This window comes from Petroclostridium sp. X23, assembly GCF_030013905.1.
GTDB lineage: Bacteria > Bacillota > Clostridia > SK-Y3 > SK-Y3 > X23.
In genome coordinates this window covers 4,385,121-4,402,161 of record NZ_CP124862.1, presented here as the reverse complement: position 1 = coordinate 4,402,161, position 17,041 = coordinate 4,385,121, and the positions used below count along the sequence as shown (strand labels likewise).

The window sequence follows — 17,041 nt, the reverse complement described above, 5'->3', positions numbered from 1 at the left end:
AGATCGTCTGAGTGAAATCTATTTGCCCGCTTGCAACAACTTTATCTATATTAAATAGATGTTGTACATTTTTGTTAGATTACATGGTGTTCAATGGTATTTCCCAAATCCACCAAAATAATCCGAACTTTATACGGATTAGCTATGTTTTAGCTACACTGCCAATTTCACTCATAGTCAAACAATTTACGGTTGTTTGGTAGAGACTCTCGAGCCATATTCTCGAAATTATATGAGCTGGTATACTATTAAATTCACAAAAATATAGTACCAAAAGTAATACCATTTGTCAATGTAAAACCAAAAAAACCTGAACTTTTTTTATAATATTCCATTTAATATTCGGTTAACCATCTATCTTTTGTTCTTTTCTCTCCCATATATTAATACCAACAATATTATAATTAATCCTTGAGCGATTTGACGCCCGGATACAGGAATATTTATAATTGTTAATATACTTCCAATAACAGTCATTATAATTGCTCCTGCTATAGTTCCTATATATCCTCCCGAACCGCCTAAAATAGACGTTCCGCCAACAACAACCGCTGCTATGGAATTCATGGAGTAAATATCCCCTGCGTTTAGGAAACTGGTACCGGTATAACCAATTAGCAAAAGTCCGGTTACAGCCGCCATTATCCCTGAGATAGTATATATTATAATTGTGATAAATGGAACATTTATACCCGAATAGCGAGATGCTATTGTATTGACACCGATTGCATAAACAGACCTTCCAAATATCGTAAATTTAAGTATTAGTACTGCAATGATTGCCAATACAATCCATATAAATAGCGTTCCTGAAATCATTCCGCCAATCTTTCCTGTGCTGATAAACTTAACAAACGGAGCTGTATTCCCTTTTGGCGCACCCTTGCTATAAACAAGCGCAATCCCTTGAATCACACTTCCCACGCCTAAAGTCATCACTAAGGGCGGAATTCGTAAGTAATGAATACCAACCCCGTTTATAAGGCCTGCAATAATACCTATTAATAATACAGCTGCAAAAGCCATTAAAATATTACTATCATTACCATCCATAATTTGTGCACTTACGACATTCGCAAGTGTTATTATAGAAGCAACTGACAGATCTATTCCTCCAGTCAGAATCACCAAAGTCTGTCCAATGGAAACAATACCCAGAAACGAGGCTTGTCTCAATACACTTTCCATATGATTTGGAGCAATAAATCCAGGAGAGATTATCTCAGCAACAATAAGCAATCCTATTAAAATAGCATACACAACAATCCCCGACTTCACATTCATACCCCTAAAAGGAATACGATTCCTTTTCGTTTCTAAATGCATGTTACTTTTCCGCCTTTCCAGTTATCATTTAAAGTTCACGCTTCACTCTTTTGTATAACAAATCCTAATTTCTTTACCTCTAGTTTATCAATAATTAGAATTACTTATAGTACCTGCAAAACATAAATCATTTATCCATAAAAATATGGTGCTTGTTTTAGCGTGGAAAATTGTTCCGAATCATGAGGAAATATTATTTTCGCATTGTATTTCTTTTGCAGAGAATAGAGTTTTCTAATACTCTTGTCAAAGCCTAACGTATCATATACAATTCCGGGACGCGTTGCAGGCGGACCATAGTTTTTACTCATATATACCGCATCGGAAGGAAATATAACCGTACCTTCATCAAGGTGCAACACCAACCCCAATAATTCCGGAGTATGTCCCCCGAGAGTGATGATATCGATACCGGAAGCTAAAGACTGGTCTTCATCAATAAAATTAAATGCTAAGCCTTCAAATTCAAAATTCCCTTTAAAATAGCCACCTCCGGCAAAAGGAACCGTTGAGCAGTGAGTCTCTGTAATTCCATATTCATAATCTTTTCTACTTACTAAAATATTCCGGCCTGCCTTCGTGTTGGAGAAAAATCCAAGTCCTCCCGAGTGGTCCCAGTGCATATGCGATAAAACAATCGTTGATATATCGTCAGGTTTCAAACCTAGCTCTGCCAAACGAGCATCCAAAAACTCTTCCCGCTTTGCGTAATATGGAAAAAGCTTCTGAAGTTCCTTAGGCCTCCTATCCTTTTCATCACCGGGACAAGACCCGGTATCATATAAAATATACCCTTGTTCAGGATGTTTGATAAGAACAGAAAAACACGGAACCCTTATCCACTCTGCCATTGGATGTTTATCCTCTAAACTTCCCGGTTTTGGTACTGCAACATTCCATGCATAATCATTTTCAATGTATCCGTGAGAAAGAATTGTAAATTTGATTCCACTCATATTATCATCTCCTTGTTCTTAACGAGCTAATAGCTAGCGCTGCAATTAGTATAACTCCCTGTAAAATATATTGATAAAAGGAAGAAACTCCTATTAGATTTAAGATATTATTAATAATAACAAGAATAAATACGCCGGCAATACTTCCAATAATGCTTCCTTTTCCTCCTGCGAGACTTGTACCTCCGACCACCACAGTAGTAATAGATTTCATAGTAAAATTCAAACCAACTGTAGGATCTCCCGAATACATTTGTGCAGAGAGAAAAATCCCTGATAAGGCACATAATAATCCTGCTAACGTATAAATCAATACTTTTACTTTATCTATTAATATGCCGGTACTGAATGCTGCATTTTCATTGCCCCCAACAGCATATAAAGCGCGTCCGAACCGTGTATTCTTGATGAGCGTCCATACAAGTGCTGTTACTATAATGGCTACTATGAGTGCTACCGGTATGCCCAGAACATCTCCATCCAAAGCCCTGGCGAATCCCACGTTGATCTTCCCGCCCGGACTCGGTAATATTGCTAATGCGACACCACCTAATATAGCAGATGTAGATAATGTCACAATGATCGGCTGAAGCCTGCCCTTAGTAATAATAATTCCATTAATAAAACCTGCACCGGTTCCTGCTATCAATGCAACAACCAACCCTGGTAGGAATCCCAAAGTACCCGCACCCATCAGTACTGCACAAAGAACATTCGATAAACTAATGATTGCTCCCACCGACAAATCAATTCCACTGGTTAAGATAACCAAAGTCTGAGCGTAAGAAGCAAGAATAAATGGCAAAGCTGTTGTCAGCAGATTTACGAAATTTCCAGTACTGAGGAAATCCCTATCCAGAATGCCGGCGATAATTATTAATATAAAAAGAAATACGTATATAAAGATTATTTGTGAGTTTTGATGTATGAATCTTTTGTAGCTATTTTTACTTAATTCAAGTTTCATAGGTTCCCTCCTGACCCAGCTAATCCAACAGCACCTCGCATTATATTTTCTTCATTTATTTCATCTTTGTTTATCTCCGCTGTAATACGACCTTCATACATGACTAGTACTCTATCACTCATTCCTATCACTTCCATAAGGTCACTTGAATACATGATTACGGTAACGCCTTCTGCTGCTAAATTGCGCATTAATTTATAGAATTCTTGCTTTGTTTCAACATCAATCCCTCTAGTAGGTTCATTAAATAATAGAACTTTCGGTTTTATTGCCAGTCCTTTCCCGAGGACAACTTTTTGTTGATTCCCTCCACTTAGATTGACCACTTGCTGTTCCATATCGGGAGTCTTTATAGAAAGACGCTTAATAATATCATCAGCAAATACGTTTTCTTTTTTCCTCTTTATAAACCCTAAAACCTGCCGCAAGTACAAACTTGCAACAGATGCATTTTCTCTCACCGATAAGGTTAATAAAAGTCCTTGTGTTTTTCTATCTTCAGGTATTAGTGCTATTCCTGAACGTATAGCTTGTATAGGATTCTTAATTCGAACCTCTTTGGAGTTAATAAATATCCGCCCACTATTCTTATGTATTACACCTGCCAGACTATTTAGCAGCTCAGTCTGTCCATGTCCTTGCAACCCGGCGATTCCTAGTACTTCTCCCTTTTTTATATCAAAAGATATATCATAAAGTATGTTCTCTACATTTAAATTACTTATTTCAAACACTTTTTCATTAGCATCTGTATCTAATTTAGGCGGGAAAATAGATTTTAAAGGTCTTCCGACCATTAGTTTTATCAGATCTTCCTGGGTTATTTCCTTCATATTGACCGTAGCTACAAAATGACCATCTTTCAATACAGTAGCTCTGTCCCCTATATGAAAAATTTCTTCAAATCGATGAGAAATAAAAATAATGGTCTTCCCATTCTCGATAAGTGTATTTATGATATCATATAGTTTGGTTACCTCTTCTCTTGCAAGCGCCGAAGTAGGTTCATCCAAAATTATTATTTCGGGGTCTCGTACTAATATTTTTAGAATCTCCACCATTTGTTGTTTTGCGATAGGCAGTGTTCCTACCAAGTCGTCTGGGTCAATATCAATTTTATATCTTACTAGCATTTCTTTAGATTTCTGCCGAATCTCTTTGTTGTCGATAGTCCCCCAACGATTACGAGGCTCATTACTTAGAAATATATTTTGAGCTACTGTCATTTCCGGAAGGACTGTAAGTTCTTGATATACCATTGCAATTCCTGCATTCTGTGCCTCCTGGGGATTTCTGAAACTAACAGGGTCCCCCTTAAGAAGAATAGTTCCTGCATCCGGCTTATATAGTCCTGATAATATTTTTAATATCGTACTTTTTCCCGCACCATTTTCCCCCATCAATATGTGAACTTCTCCTTGCCGGCAAGAAAAGTTGACATTCTGCAAAGCTTTTACACCTATAAAACTTTTACTTATATTCTTCAGCTCTAAGATCGGTTTTTCCATTAGTATCCCCCTAAATATAAACTAAAGAGGGACTAACCCCTCTTTAGTCTCTTTTTATTAATCATTTGCTGAATAATGTTTTAACATCTTCTTCAGAAAGTTTTGTTATGTTCCAATAACTATCCGGAAGATCAGGCTTTACGTAATCATCAAGATTATCCTTTGTTACTACAGGCACATCAAGTACTACATTCTTTTCAATCGTCTTACCTTGCAATGCGTCAATGGCAACATCAAGGGCACTTGCACTAAGATATGTAGGGGAAGAAGGAGCGATACTATCAAAACCTTTATCTACATTTGCCTTCCACAGCTTTAGCATACCGTTATTTGCTTCACCTGACATCGGTACCAATGGACGTCCGGCTGCGATAAAAGCATCTATTGCAGCTTGTGTCATAGCTCCTCCTTGAGACCAGACAGCGTCAATTTGCGGGTAGGCTGATAAAAAGTTTTCTACAGCCGCTTTTCCTTTTGCATAGTCCCAGTCAGCATTTGCTTCACCAAGAATTTTTATATCCGGATACTTAGCAAAAATTTCTTTCGCCCCGTTATAACGCATTTCATTTACCGCCGTGCCGGCAGCACCATTAAGTACAATTATATTTCCTTTGCCACTTAATGCATCGGCTAAGAATTGGCCACCTTTTCTACCAAATTCTACTTCATCTATTCCAACTTTTGCTGTAATATTGTCAGTTTCTACATAATTATCAAAGGAAACAACCTTGATTCCTTTGGACATAGCTTCTTCTACCACAGGCGACAATGCGCTAGGAGATGAAGCAGTAATGATGATCGCATCAACTTTTTTAGTAATTAAGTCTTTTACGTCGGCTATTTGTTTTGAAATATCTCCGTTGGAGTTTGTCATGATTACGTCTTTTATAACTCCTTCAGATTTGAATTTTTCTGCTTCTGCTTTAAATTCAGCTTCCATTTGAACTCTCCAAGAGTTTCCAACTGAGAAGTTACTAAAACCTATGGTGTATGACGTTTTTTCACCACTATCTTTTGTTTCTCCAGCAGCAGCTTCTGTGTTATCTTTCACTTCCTCTTTTGAATCCGGCGCAGTACTTGAGCAACCTGTAAAAACAAGAGACACCAATACGATAAGGGTTAAACATAAAATAAGATAATGCTTTACATTTTTAATCATTAAAATTCCTCCTTATTTTGTAATTAATCATTATTTCTAAAATTTGTATAATGAGAAAAAACTTGCTTTAACAAAAGCTAAACATCTCACCTCCCACAGATAAGTTTAATATTTAACTGCTAAAACCTTCTTTAAATATTCTTGATTGATCACCTCCTTAACGCTAAAAAAGATTAAGGTAGAATTTTTGTAACGCTTATAAGTTCAACATTTCTACAAGATTATTTGTGGAATACAAAGCCATTCTCTCCACCGCCTCAGCAGTAAATGCCCCGGCATGAGGTGTTAAAATGAAATTGTCTAAAGTTAAAAGCTTCTCATCAGGAGATGGGGGTTCCTTCGAAAATACATCCTGTGCAGCAAAAGCTATAACTTTTTCTTTCAAAGCTGTATACAAACTTTCTTCGTCAACCAGTTCCCCTCTTGAGGTGTTGATTAAAATTGCGGAAGGCTTCATCATTTTAAGTGTATCAGTATTGATTATATATTTTGTATCGGTTGTAAGCGGTAGATGCATAGACACTATATCTGATAAAGATAATATTTTATCTAAAGAGTCACAAAGGGTGATTCCATATTTTTCAAGAAACTCAAAATCATTATAATAAGGATCGTATATAAGCACCTCCATGCAAAGGCCTTTTGCACGCTTCGCAACTTCTTTCCCTATCTGCCCTCCGCCAATAATACCTATTGTTTTACCTGTCAGCTCTACACCTGCTATTCTTCCCCAGTTACCGTTTCTGACGCCGGCACCTAGTACGGAAACCCTGCGCGCAGCCTCAAAAATAAGAGCAATCGCAAGCTCTGCTACTGAAATATTATTACTGCCTACAGCATTTTTGACTTTAATATTCAGTTTCTCAGCTGCCTCTAAATCAATATTATCCATACCTACTCCATATTTTGATATTGCTTTCAAATCCTTACAGCTTTCCAATACTCTTTTGGGTAAAGGATCAACTCCAATAATAATACCTTGCACATCTTGACTCGCAATGTCTATAATTTCATCTTCAGTTAATGTTCTTCCTGTTTTATTTTCAACGATTTCGCAACCCAGATTTTGCAAAATCGGGTAAGTCTTTTCTTTATAGTTTTTAAATGATTTAGGAGTAATTAGTATTTTCATAATATAAGACCATCCCTCTCTATTTTATCTAAATCTAATTATATAAATTTTAATTGCAAGTTGGCCGCTGCCTGTAATACATTAAATATTTTTCAAATCTTTTTTGAAAAAACTCCTTAGTGCTGTGGTCCGGCTCACATCTATTTTTCATCAGCGGTTTTATATTTTTAACTGTATCAATTTCTCCCAATACTTTTAGTGCCATATATGCGGAGCCAAGCATTGAAGTATGCAAAAGACCATCTACATAAACCGGCAATCCAAAAATAGAAGAAGCCATCGAAAGCCAGAACGGAGATTTCTCAATCCCTCCGGAAATACTTATATACTTTGGTGGCTGTCCTATAATTGGTACGGTTATTTCATAACAATGCTTCAGATTAAATAGCACACCTTCAAGCGCAGCATAATAAAGGTCATAAATATCATGATTTATTTTTAATTCAGTCATCATTGCAGTCTTTGTATCATCCCAACCAGGACAGCGCTCTCCTGCCAGAAACGGGAGGAAAACCGGTGCATCACCTTTCAAAAGTGCACCTTTTGCACCCTCATCCAATTCCTTCAGAGTAATACCGCCATTAAAACCCAAGATCTTCTTACCTATCCAGTCAATGCAGTTACCGGCACCGGCTGTGGCACTTCCAGTTATCCACATTCCCTCTACACCTACATAACACCATGTAGAAGGGTATTCAGCAAGTACAGGTTTTTCAGTTGAAATTCTCATAGCAGCACTAGTTCCCACTGATAAAGTCATAACATTATCGCTAAATCCTCCTACCGCTATCTGGTTCATACAACCATCCGCACCTGTTACAAGTACAGGCGTCCCCTCTTTAATCCCTAGAATATCTGCCGCTTCTTTTGATAAAGGGGCAGCATATTCGGAGTCCACCAGCTTTGGTAGCATTGAAGCATCAATCCCCGCAAGTTTCAGGGCTTCCTCATCCCAATTGAGTGTATGGAGATTTAAAAAGCCTCCCGCAGAGGTAGTGCTTTTTGAAACAGCAAACTCACCTGTAAGTTTTAAAAAGAGGTATTCAGGCATAGATGCTATAAATGAGACATTTCTTAAATTGCTATTTTCCTTTTGGTGCATATATTTCCAAAGAGTATACGTAACATGAATTGGACAACCTGTGCGCTTGTAAAGCGAGGTAAAAAGCGAATTATCCTTCCTATACTTTTCAGTGGTTGATGATGCTGTTGTATCTGCCCATGTACTTAACCTCGATACAGGTTTTTTATCCTTATCAAGCATTACAAGACTGTGACTCCATATACTGCATGTAGCTACCATATCCACATGATCTATTTTTTTTTGCTCTAATAACTGTTTACCCGTTAAAATAGTTTCCATCATTATCTTATCAGCATCATAAATCACGGTATCACCAGCGTCCGGGGAGTAATTTCTAGGTAATATACCTACTATTCCCTCTCCGCTTTTATAAATCATCGCTTTCGCCGATGCGGTAGATGCCTCTAATACAAGAACAACCATCCATTTAACTCCCCTCAACTTATATATTAGACCTATATCTCTTTTCTATCATAATATAGATAAAAATCTCTAAAAGTAAAAATTAGAGCACGGAAGTAGGAATGCTACTTGGGGACAGTTCGTCTGTGGCATATGCTTTTCATGCTACTGAGGAACTGTCCCCAGGTGGCATTCCGGTAAGATTATTTCTAACTTTACAATTAACTATCTATACATTACAACTAGCTTAAATCTATGGCGTAAAAATAACAAACACTAACGCTCTCCCTTTTTCAACATTTGATAAACATTGTTTTTAGCATTCATTACATGTATCTCTATGCGCTCACGAAGTCCCGTTTCATCTTGTGCCGATAAGGCATCATATATCGCCTCATGCTCTTTAACCCCTTCGATCATTCCTGCTTTATCCTGCCTGCCATAGACATAATATGCATATGCATGTGTTCCCAGGCCATTATATATTTCTACTACTCTCTTATTTCCGGAACATTTAACATAAAGCTTATGAAATTCTTGATCTAAATAATAATTTCGGAAGTATTCATTGACATCTGCGACATTTTCAATCATCTTTTTATGCTCATTCAAATTTTCCAAAAACTTTTCTTTAATATTAGAATTATCTCTAAAGTTTTGTATTGCCTGTTTTATATAATGTGTTTCAATCATAAATCTTATATCCATCAACTCTTCTATTTCTTCCCACTGCACTTTTCTCACTTTCATTCCTTTTCGCGGAATACTTTCCACCAGTCTTTCAATGATCAGTCTGTTTAAAGCTTGTTTAATAGGTGTCTCACTGATCCCGTATCTTTCACATAGTTCTCTAAGTATAATCTTCTGCCCAGGAATAAGAACTCTCTCGGTGATGTCCTTTTTTATTGCTTTGTATGCCACATCTACTAATGTTTGAGTTTGATAGTTCATTGTATTCAGTATTAACCACCTTCCTTTCTGTGTATGTTATTTTTTATTTTAACTAAATAAAGTTTTAGATTTAGAATCTATGATAAGTCGTTCATATTTGAACCTAAAATCTTGCCCTACTTTTAAACCGTTTAATACTTTTTTAAAGAAAATTGGTTTCACAGTATTTGTTTATCAAATTCAATTTACTTAGTTAAAGTTTTAGATTTAAAATTTTAAATTGCATTAATATATATTCTATATATATTTAAAAATTCCTGCAAAAAAAAAAAATTTTTGTGTTTTTTTATAGAAAACTTTTAGATATAGATAAAAAACTCTAAAATTATAAATTGGAGCACGGAAGTAGGAATGTTACTTAGGGACGGTTCGTCTGTGGCATATGATTTTCATGCTACTGGGGAACCGTCCCCAGGTGGCATTCCGGTAACATCATTTCTAACTTTAAGGTTTTTTATCTATAAATAGTGATATATTTAAAGGCCTCGTTTTCTTTGTATACAAAGAAAACGAGGCCTTTTTAATCTAATGTCTATTTATTCCCATTCAATGGTCGCAGGCGGTTTGCTGGTAATGTCATACACCAGCCTGTTTACATGTTTGACTTCATTTACAATTCTATTAGAAATTTTCTCTAAAACATCATAAGGAATCCTCGCCCAATCGGCAGTCATGAAATCGGTAGTAGTTACACCTCTTAATGCTATGGTATAGTCATAGGTACGTTCATCTCCCATAACACCAACGCTCTTCATACCGGTTAATACGGCAAAATACTGATGTATATCTCTCTGCAGTCCTGCTAAAGCTATTTCTTCTCTGAAAATCGCATCCGCTTCTTTTAAGATGTCAAGCTTTTCCTTCGTAATATCCCCGATCACCCTGATGGCAAGACCCGGCCCCGGGAAAGGCTGCCTCCACACAATATGTTCAGGTATGCCTAATTCCAATCCAACCTGCCTTACTTCATCTTTGAAAAGATTTCTTAAAGGCTCGATGATTTCTTTAAAGTCCACATAATCAGGAAGTCCCCCAACATTATGGTGGCTTTTAATCACCGCGGCATCTCCAACGCCGCTTTCTATCACGTCAGGATAAATGGTTCCCTGTACTAGATAATCCACGGTGCCTATCTTTTTCGCTTCTTCTTCAAATACTCTGATGAATTCTTCCCCGATGATTTTCCTTTTTGTTTCAGGATCCGAAACACCGGCAAGCTTATTTAAAAAACGCTCTTCTACATTTACACGTGTCAGATTCATATCAAACTGCTGTGTAAATACCTGTTCTACCTCATCACCTTCGTCTTTTCTCAAAAGGCCATGATCAACAAAGATACATGTCAACTGTTTTCCAACAGCTTTATGAATCATTACCGCCGCTACCGAAGAATCTACGCCGCCAGATAGTGCACACAGCACCTTTTTATCACCGACTTTTTCTTTAATCTCACGGATTGACTGTTGCGCAAAAGAAGACATCTTCCAGTCTCCGGCACATTCACATATATTGTATAAGAAGTTTCTGAGTATTTCTTTTCCCTTTGGCGTATGGACAACTTCCGGATGGAACTGCACCCCATAATAATTCTTTTCTTTATGTTCGATTGCTGCTGCCGGACAATTCTCGGTTTTAGCAGTGATAGCAAAACCTTCAGGCGGAACTTCAACATAATTGGTATGACTCATCCAGCAAACTGTGTTTTCTTCAACATTTTCAAATAATTTACTGCTGCAGTTAAGAGAAATATCCGTTTTACCATATTCCCTTTTTGGAGCCTTGGTTACCTTTCCACCTAAAAGATGTCCCATTAACTGTACTCCGTAACAGATGCCAAGCACTGGTATGCCTAGCTCAAATATTTCTTTACTGCACATTGGCGCATTCTCCGCATAAACACTTGCCGGTCCTCCGGTAAATATGATGCCCTTAGGATTCATACTTTTAATTTTGTCTATGGAAACATGATAAGGAAGCACTTCGCAATATACATTGCACTCCCTTACTCTCCTCGCAATCAATTGGTTATATTGTCCACCGAAATCAAGCACTAAAACAATCTCGTTATTCACGTACATACCTCCATCATAATAAATCAGTTCCATTGCTCACAATAATGAATTATTATATATGATAATGTGGAAAAATAAAAGGGTAATTTTTATTTTATTATCCAATTCCTAAAATTGAGATAAAGAATATGTCTTTCCCGTTGCATAGTCAATTAATATCACAGTAGGACTAAATCCCTTGGTGCCCGCTTGTTTATTTAACACATCGAACTTAAATTGTTCAAACCCTACTTCTTTAATGATTTTTTTAGCAGGCATGCCTGCATATTTTGGTAGATATTTTTGAACATTTTGCTCATTTTTCAAAAACTCAAAGCAGCGTTCTCTAAAACCCGGCTTCTCATCCCTATCGCACCAATAAGGAAGCTGCGCCCCTTTTTGGTTCAATATCAGATCAAACTTTAAATATTGGGTAAATATAGGTACATCCTGTTTAATTTTTTTCTCATAGAATTCATACAATATGTCGTACAGCGCTTTGCGGCTGTGAGACATTTTATTCAACCCTTGCTTTTCAAAATAATCTCCTAATACTTCAAAAAAATGAAACGGCGATGAATAATAGTGATTTAGAATATACCGTAAAGATTCTCTAAAGACCCCTGAATTATGATACTTTTCCAGTACATCTTCTGCGTTTTTAAGTTTTAATATTTCTTTATAACTCAGCCATTTACTTTTCAGTATTTCGTAAGGCGGCAACGCCGTATATTTATACTCATATTCAGCAGATTGCGTCCTGATTTTAGAACCTTTCAGCAACTTTAGAAAGCCTAGCTGCAGCACATGGGGCTGTAGCCGATATACATCATCAAAGGATTGCGCAAAAGACCGATAATCTTCTTCCGGCAATCCGGCTATCAGGTCTAAATGAAGATGTATATTCCCAACTGCTCTAATCTTTTCAACATTCGCAGCTAATTTATCAAAGCTCGTTTTTCTATAGATAGCATGGATGGTGTCTAGATTAGTAGACTGAACTCCAATTTCAAACTGTATCAGTGCTTCAGGGATCGTAGACAAAAACTCAATCATGCTGCCATCAAATAAGTCAGCGGCTACTTCACAATGAAAAGATGTTTCTTTATGATGCTCGGCTAAGAACTGAAATATTTCCATGGTTCTTTTCTTATCGCAATTAAAAGTCCGATCTACAAATTTTACTAGCTTTACGCCATTTTTTATAAGAAACAATAAATCCGACTTTACCCGATCTATGGAAAAATACCGTACCCCATGCACGGTAGATGACAAACAGTAGCTGCAATTAAAAGGGCACCCTCTTGAGGTCTCATAATAAATCAGCTTTCCAGATAGTTGCTCCAAGTCTTTTTGATGATACGGACTGGGGATTTCATCCAAATTTTTTATAAGCGACCTGCATTCATTAACAATAATACTATCTGTTTGATTTCTGTATGCGATGCCTTTGATATCTTCCAATAACTCACGGCCGGAACTTAAATATTGCAGCAATTCTTTTAATGTCTCTTCTCCTTCTCCTATCACAATATAATCTACATGTTCATGCGTACGCAGCACATCTTCGGCGTCGTAAGAAACTTCCGGTCCACCGAAAATAATTATACAATCAGGCTGTACCTTTTTGATCCTATCTGCAATCTCTATAATCATGGAGATATTCCATATGTAACATGAAAAGGCAATGATATCAGCAATATTTTTATAGATACCCGCTGTAATAGCATCAAGCTGGTCATTAATAGTGTATTCCTCCACAGCCAACTCATAATTACTGCTTTTACAATGTTTCTCCAGGTATCTTAACGCCAGCGATGAATGGATGTATTTTGCATTCAGTGTTGTTAACAATACTTTCATCCGGTATTTCTCCTTGTTGGAAATTCTCTTTCCTCATAGTATATCACAAATTATGGGTTAACAAACAAAGACAGGTCCAAGACCTGCCTTTGTTTGTTAACATCTGATGTAATGTATTATCTTAGTGATGATTATTTTACTTCTTCCGTCCATCCAAACTCATCTTTAAGTTCTCCATTTTGGATACCGGTAATCGCATCATATAGTCTTTGAGAAACTTCTCCTATTTTACCTTCATTAACAACGATTATATTTCCATCCCAATTAAACTCTCCAATAGGAGAAATGACTGCTGCAGTTCCGGTTCCAAAGGCTTCTTCCAGAATACCCTTGGCATGAGCATCATACAGTTCTTGGATAGAAATTCTTCTTTCGGTTACCTTTAGTCCCCAAGATCTTAAAAGATCAATAGAAGAATCCCTGGTAATTCCCGCCAGGATACTGCCTTCCAATGATGGCGTTATAATTTCGCCATTGATCTTGAAGAATACGTTCATAGTGCCCACTTCTTCAATGTATTTTCTTTCAACACCATCAAGCCACAGTACCTGCGTATAGCCTTTTTTCTTGGCTTCCATCTGTGCTTTTATACTGGACGCATAGTTGCCCGCAGTTTTCGCAAAGCCTATGCCGCCTTTTACCGCTCTCACATATTCGGTTTCGATATAAATTTTAACCGGATCGATACCTTCCGGATAATATGCTCCAACAGGCGATAGAATAATCATAAACATATATGTATTTGAAGGTCTCACCCCAAGAAACGGATCGGTCGCAATGATAAACGGTCTTACATAAAGAGAAGTTCCTTCCGCTTCCGGAATCCAATCCTTATCCAGGTTTACAATCGCCTTCACCGCTTCAACGCAATCATCTACATTTATTTCAGGAATACATAATCTGTCATTGGAAATATTGATTCTTTCCATATTTTTTTTAGGTCTGAATAAAAGAATCCTTCCATCTTTCGCTTTGTACGCCTTCATTCCTTCAAAGATAGCTTGTCCATAATGAAGCATCATTGTTGCGGGGTCTAACTGCAATGGCGCGTAAGGTACGATTCTTGCGTCATGCCATCCCTTTCCTTCGGTATAATCCATAATAAACATATGGTCTGTAAAATATTGTCCAAACCCTAACTTGTTTTGGTCGGGTTTTTGTTTTGGGGTTTTTACTTTTTCAATTTTAATATCTAAAGACATTTTGGCTGGTCCCTCCTATATATAATTCATATCGTTATGCATTTTGATTTTACAGATGCATTTTACCTACATTATATTTTACTTAAAAAAGCATCAAAATACAATCCCATAATGAAATATTGTATATATTTTATACAAAACAAAGAGATGCCAAAGCAGTGTCTTCTTCTTTAAAATAAATTTTTTTGCTAAATCAATAAAATTTTTACAACTAATTTTTGCACACAATTCGACGATCGACTAGTATTCCTTGTAAGTATTTTTTCCATACTCTTATTTCATATTGTACGTACAATTATGATATAATACGGGTTTTCAACACTTCCTTCAATAGAATATAAACTGATAAAGTCAGGAGATGCTCTAAATATAAGGCTATCCTGATTTTTTTGTTGTCAAATTTTGCATTAAATATGTTGTATGGTGTTGTATTTTATGATATAATAGAAGTGGAGGTGTAATATGAAGCTAAACTATGATAGAAAATCCAAAGATCCAACTTACTTTATCCAGATGGGAATCAGAAATGGGAAAAAAACCACAACAAAAAATGTAAAACGAATCGGAAAGCATTCTGAGTTGCTGGTCATCACCCCTGATCCTCTTGCATATGCAAAAAAGCAGGTGGAAGAATTCAACAAAGAGTACCAGGAAGGGAAAATAGACATGAGTTTCAAGGTTGATTATACTGAGAAACTCTCAGCCACCAAAGATATCTCTTCTAGATCCGCTCTCCTAAATGTTGGATATTTTGTTCTGCAAAATATATATCATGACCTCAAACTGTCGGATTTCTTTAAGGATATAAAAAGCAATTCCAAGATCACTTTTGATTGCAATACCATCAATCGTTTCCTTACATTTGCAAGGATTCTGGATCCTAAATCAAAGTTAGGGACCTTTGACAGGCTTGATTCCTATTACGAAATGCCCTCTTTCGAGTACCAGCATATATTGCGTTTCATGGATTTACTGGAAGAACACTACGACAACTATCTAGAGCATTTGTACACCAACAGTGAAAGTATCATCAAGAAAAACACGTCTGTATGCTATTTTGACTGCACCAATTATTACTTTGAGTCAGAAGATGAAGACGATGAATATGTAGATGAAGCCACCGGCGAGATTTTGAAAGGTCTTCGCAGATATGGTCCTTCCAAAGAACATCGACCCAATCCAATTGTTCAGATGGGATTATTCGTGGACGGAAACGGGATTCCTATATCTATGTGCATCAACTCAGGCTCTGACAATGAGCAGAAATGTGCTGTTCCATTGGAACAGAAAATCACAAAAATGTTTAACAATAAGCAATTCATTTATTGTGCAGATGCAGGGCTTGGCTCATTTAATATACGAAAATTCAATTCCATGGGAGGAAGGGCATTTATAGTAACCCAGTCTGTGAAAAAACTTTCCGACAAACTGCAGAAAGCTGTTTTTAATGATTATGATTATCGGCGCATTTCTGATGATTCTCCTATTACCATCAGCCGCATGAAGGAATTCGACAGATTTAACAAAGAAAACCTGCCTCTTTATAACGATACTGTTTATAAAATCATAGATGCAGACAATGCCATAGATGTTGGTCTGTACGAGGAAAAAATATATAAGAATGGTAAGTCCAGAATGGTAAAATCAAAGGCACTTCTGAAACAGAAAATCATCATCACATTTTCAAGAAAAATGATGGAATACCAAAGACATATAAGAAATGCCCAGATTGAACGGGCTAAAAACATCCTCAACAATAAAAATGTAGAGGATGTAAAAAAAGGACCTCATGATGTCACACGTTTTATCAAGAGGACATCTAAAGGTCAAGACGGTGAAAAAGCTTCTGACTACTATGAAATTGACCATTCCATCATTGATAGAGAAGAAAAATACGATGGCTACTATGCAGTCGCCACAAATCTAGAAGATGATGCTAAATCAATACTTGCGGTAAATTCAAAGCGCTATAAAATTGAGGATTGTTTTCGGGTACTGAAAACCAATTTCAATGCCAGACCAGTTTATCACAGAAATCGCAACCGGATTATCGCACACTTCATGGTCTGCTATACTGCTTTACTGATTTATCGGCTGCTTGAAAACAAACTGGATCAGTATGGAACACATTTCACTACAGATAATATTCTTGACACGCTACGAAACATGAATGTTATGAATACACAGGACGCTTTTTATACAGCAACATACACAGGAAGTCAGGTATGTACGGCATTAAACGGAATATTTAACTTAGGATTAGACAAGAAATTCTATCTACCAAAGGAACTAAACAAAAAAATAAAAAAAATTTTCAATTAACTATTCCATACAACATCTTTAAAATAAGAAAAGAGAAGGAAAGTGGCAATTTAAGCGAGGTTCCTTCTCTAAATTTTTGCGTAACTGTCGAAAACGAGATTTTACTTAAAAAAGCATC

12 protein-coding genes and 1 riboswitch are annotated in these 17,041 nt (G+C 36.7%); of the genes, 1 reads left to right on the top strand and 11 read right to left on the bottom strand.

From position 1 onward, the window contains the following. Window positions 1-154 precede the first annotated feature (154 nt). Window positions 155-256, bottom strand: a riboswitch (purine riboswitch). A gap of 98 nt (window positions 257-354) precedes the next feature. The 11 genes from QKW49_RS20630 to QKW49_RS20580 form a co-directional block, all read right to left on the bottom strand. Beyond that, entirely contained in the window at window positions 355-1,326 is a 972-nt protein-coding gene (locus tag QKW49_RS20630; protein ID WP_282864522.1) for an ABC transporter permease, read from the bottom strand. 131 nt (window positions 1,327-1,457) lie between these two features. Beyond that, complete coding sequence (locus QKW49_RS20625; RefSeq protein WP_282864521.1) at window positions 1,458-2,282, bottom strand: N-acyl homoserine lactonase family protein; 825 nt, start codon at window positions 2,280-2,282, stop codon at window positions 1,458-1,460. A 4-nt stretch (window positions 2,283-2,286) separates the two neighbouring features. After that, window positions 2,287-3,249: an ABC transporter permease gene (locus tag QKW49_RS20620; RefSeq protein WP_282864520.1), complete on the bottom strand. Its 963-nt coding sequence runs from the start codon at window positions 3,247-3,249 to the stop codon at window positions 2,287-2,289. Continuing rightward, complete coding sequence (locus tag QKW49_RS20615; RefSeq protein ID WP_282864519.1) at window positions 3,246-4,757, bottom strand: sugar ABC transporter ATP-binding protein; 1,512 nt, start codon at window positions 4,755-4,757, stop codon at window positions 3,246-3,248. The genes QKW49_RS20620 and QKW49_RS20615 overlap by 4 nt, the downstream gene beginning before the upstream one ends. A gap of 61 nt (window positions 4,758-4,818) precedes the next feature. After that, entirely contained in the window at window positions 4,819-5,916 is a 1,098-nt protein-coding gene (locus QKW49_RS20610) for an ABC transporter substrate-binding protein (protein ID WP_282864518.1), read from the bottom strand. A gap of 196 nt (window positions 5,917-6,112) precedes the next feature. Then, the gene (locus tag QKW49_RS20605) at window positions 6,113-7,048 is read right to left on the bottom strand and encodes a phosphoglycerate dehydrogenase (protein WP_282864517.1); all 936 of its coding nucleotides are present in this window, start codon (window positions 7,046-7,048) and stop codon (window positions 6,113-6,115) included. A 49-nt stretch (window positions 7,049-7,097) separates the two neighbouring features. Further along, complete coding sequence (locus QKW49_RS20600) at window positions 7,098-8,555, bottom strand: FGGY family carbohydrate kinase (RefSeq protein WP_282864516.1); 1,458 nt, start codon at window positions 8,553-8,555, stop codon at window positions 7,098-7,100. 255 nt (window positions 8,556-8,810) lie between these two features. Then, window positions 8,811-9,485 (bottom strand): GntR family transcriptional regulator, encoded by a 675-nt coding sequence (locus QKW49_RS20595; RefSeq protein WP_282864515.1) that lies wholly within the window; start codon window positions 9,483-9,485, stop codon window positions 8,811-8,813. Between the two features lie 536 nt (window positions 9,486-10,021). After that, complete coding sequence (gene guaA / locus QKW49_RS20590; RefSeq protein ID WP_282864514.1) at window positions 10,022-11,557, bottom strand: glutamine-hydrolyzing GMP synthase; 1,536 nt, start codon at window positions 11,555-11,557, stop codon at window positions 10,022-10,024. Window positions 11,558-11,665: 108 nt separating this feature from the next. Next, on the bottom strand, window positions 11,666-13,399 hold the full coding sequence (locus tag QKW49_RS20585; protein WP_282864513.1) for a B12-binding domain-containing radical SAM protein: 1,734 nt from the start codon (window positions 13,397-13,399) through the stop codon (window positions 11,666-11,668). A 131-nt stretch (window positions 13,400-13,530) separates the two neighbouring features. Further along, window positions 13,531-14,601, bottom strand: coding sequence for a branched-chain amino acid aminotransferase (locus QKW49_RS20580; protein WP_282864512.1), 1,071 nt, complete (start codon window positions 14,599-14,601; stop codon window positions 13,531-13,533). A 462-nt stretch (window positions 14,602-15,063) separates the two neighbouring features. On the opposite strand from QKW49_RS20580, the gene QKW49_RS20575 reads away from it, so the two are divergent. Then, entirely contained in the window at window positions 15,064-16,923 is a 1,860-nt protein-coding gene (locus tag QKW49_RS20575; protein ID WP_282864511.1) for an IS1634 family transposase, read from the top strand. Window positions 16,924-17,041: the final 118 nt, after the last annotated feature.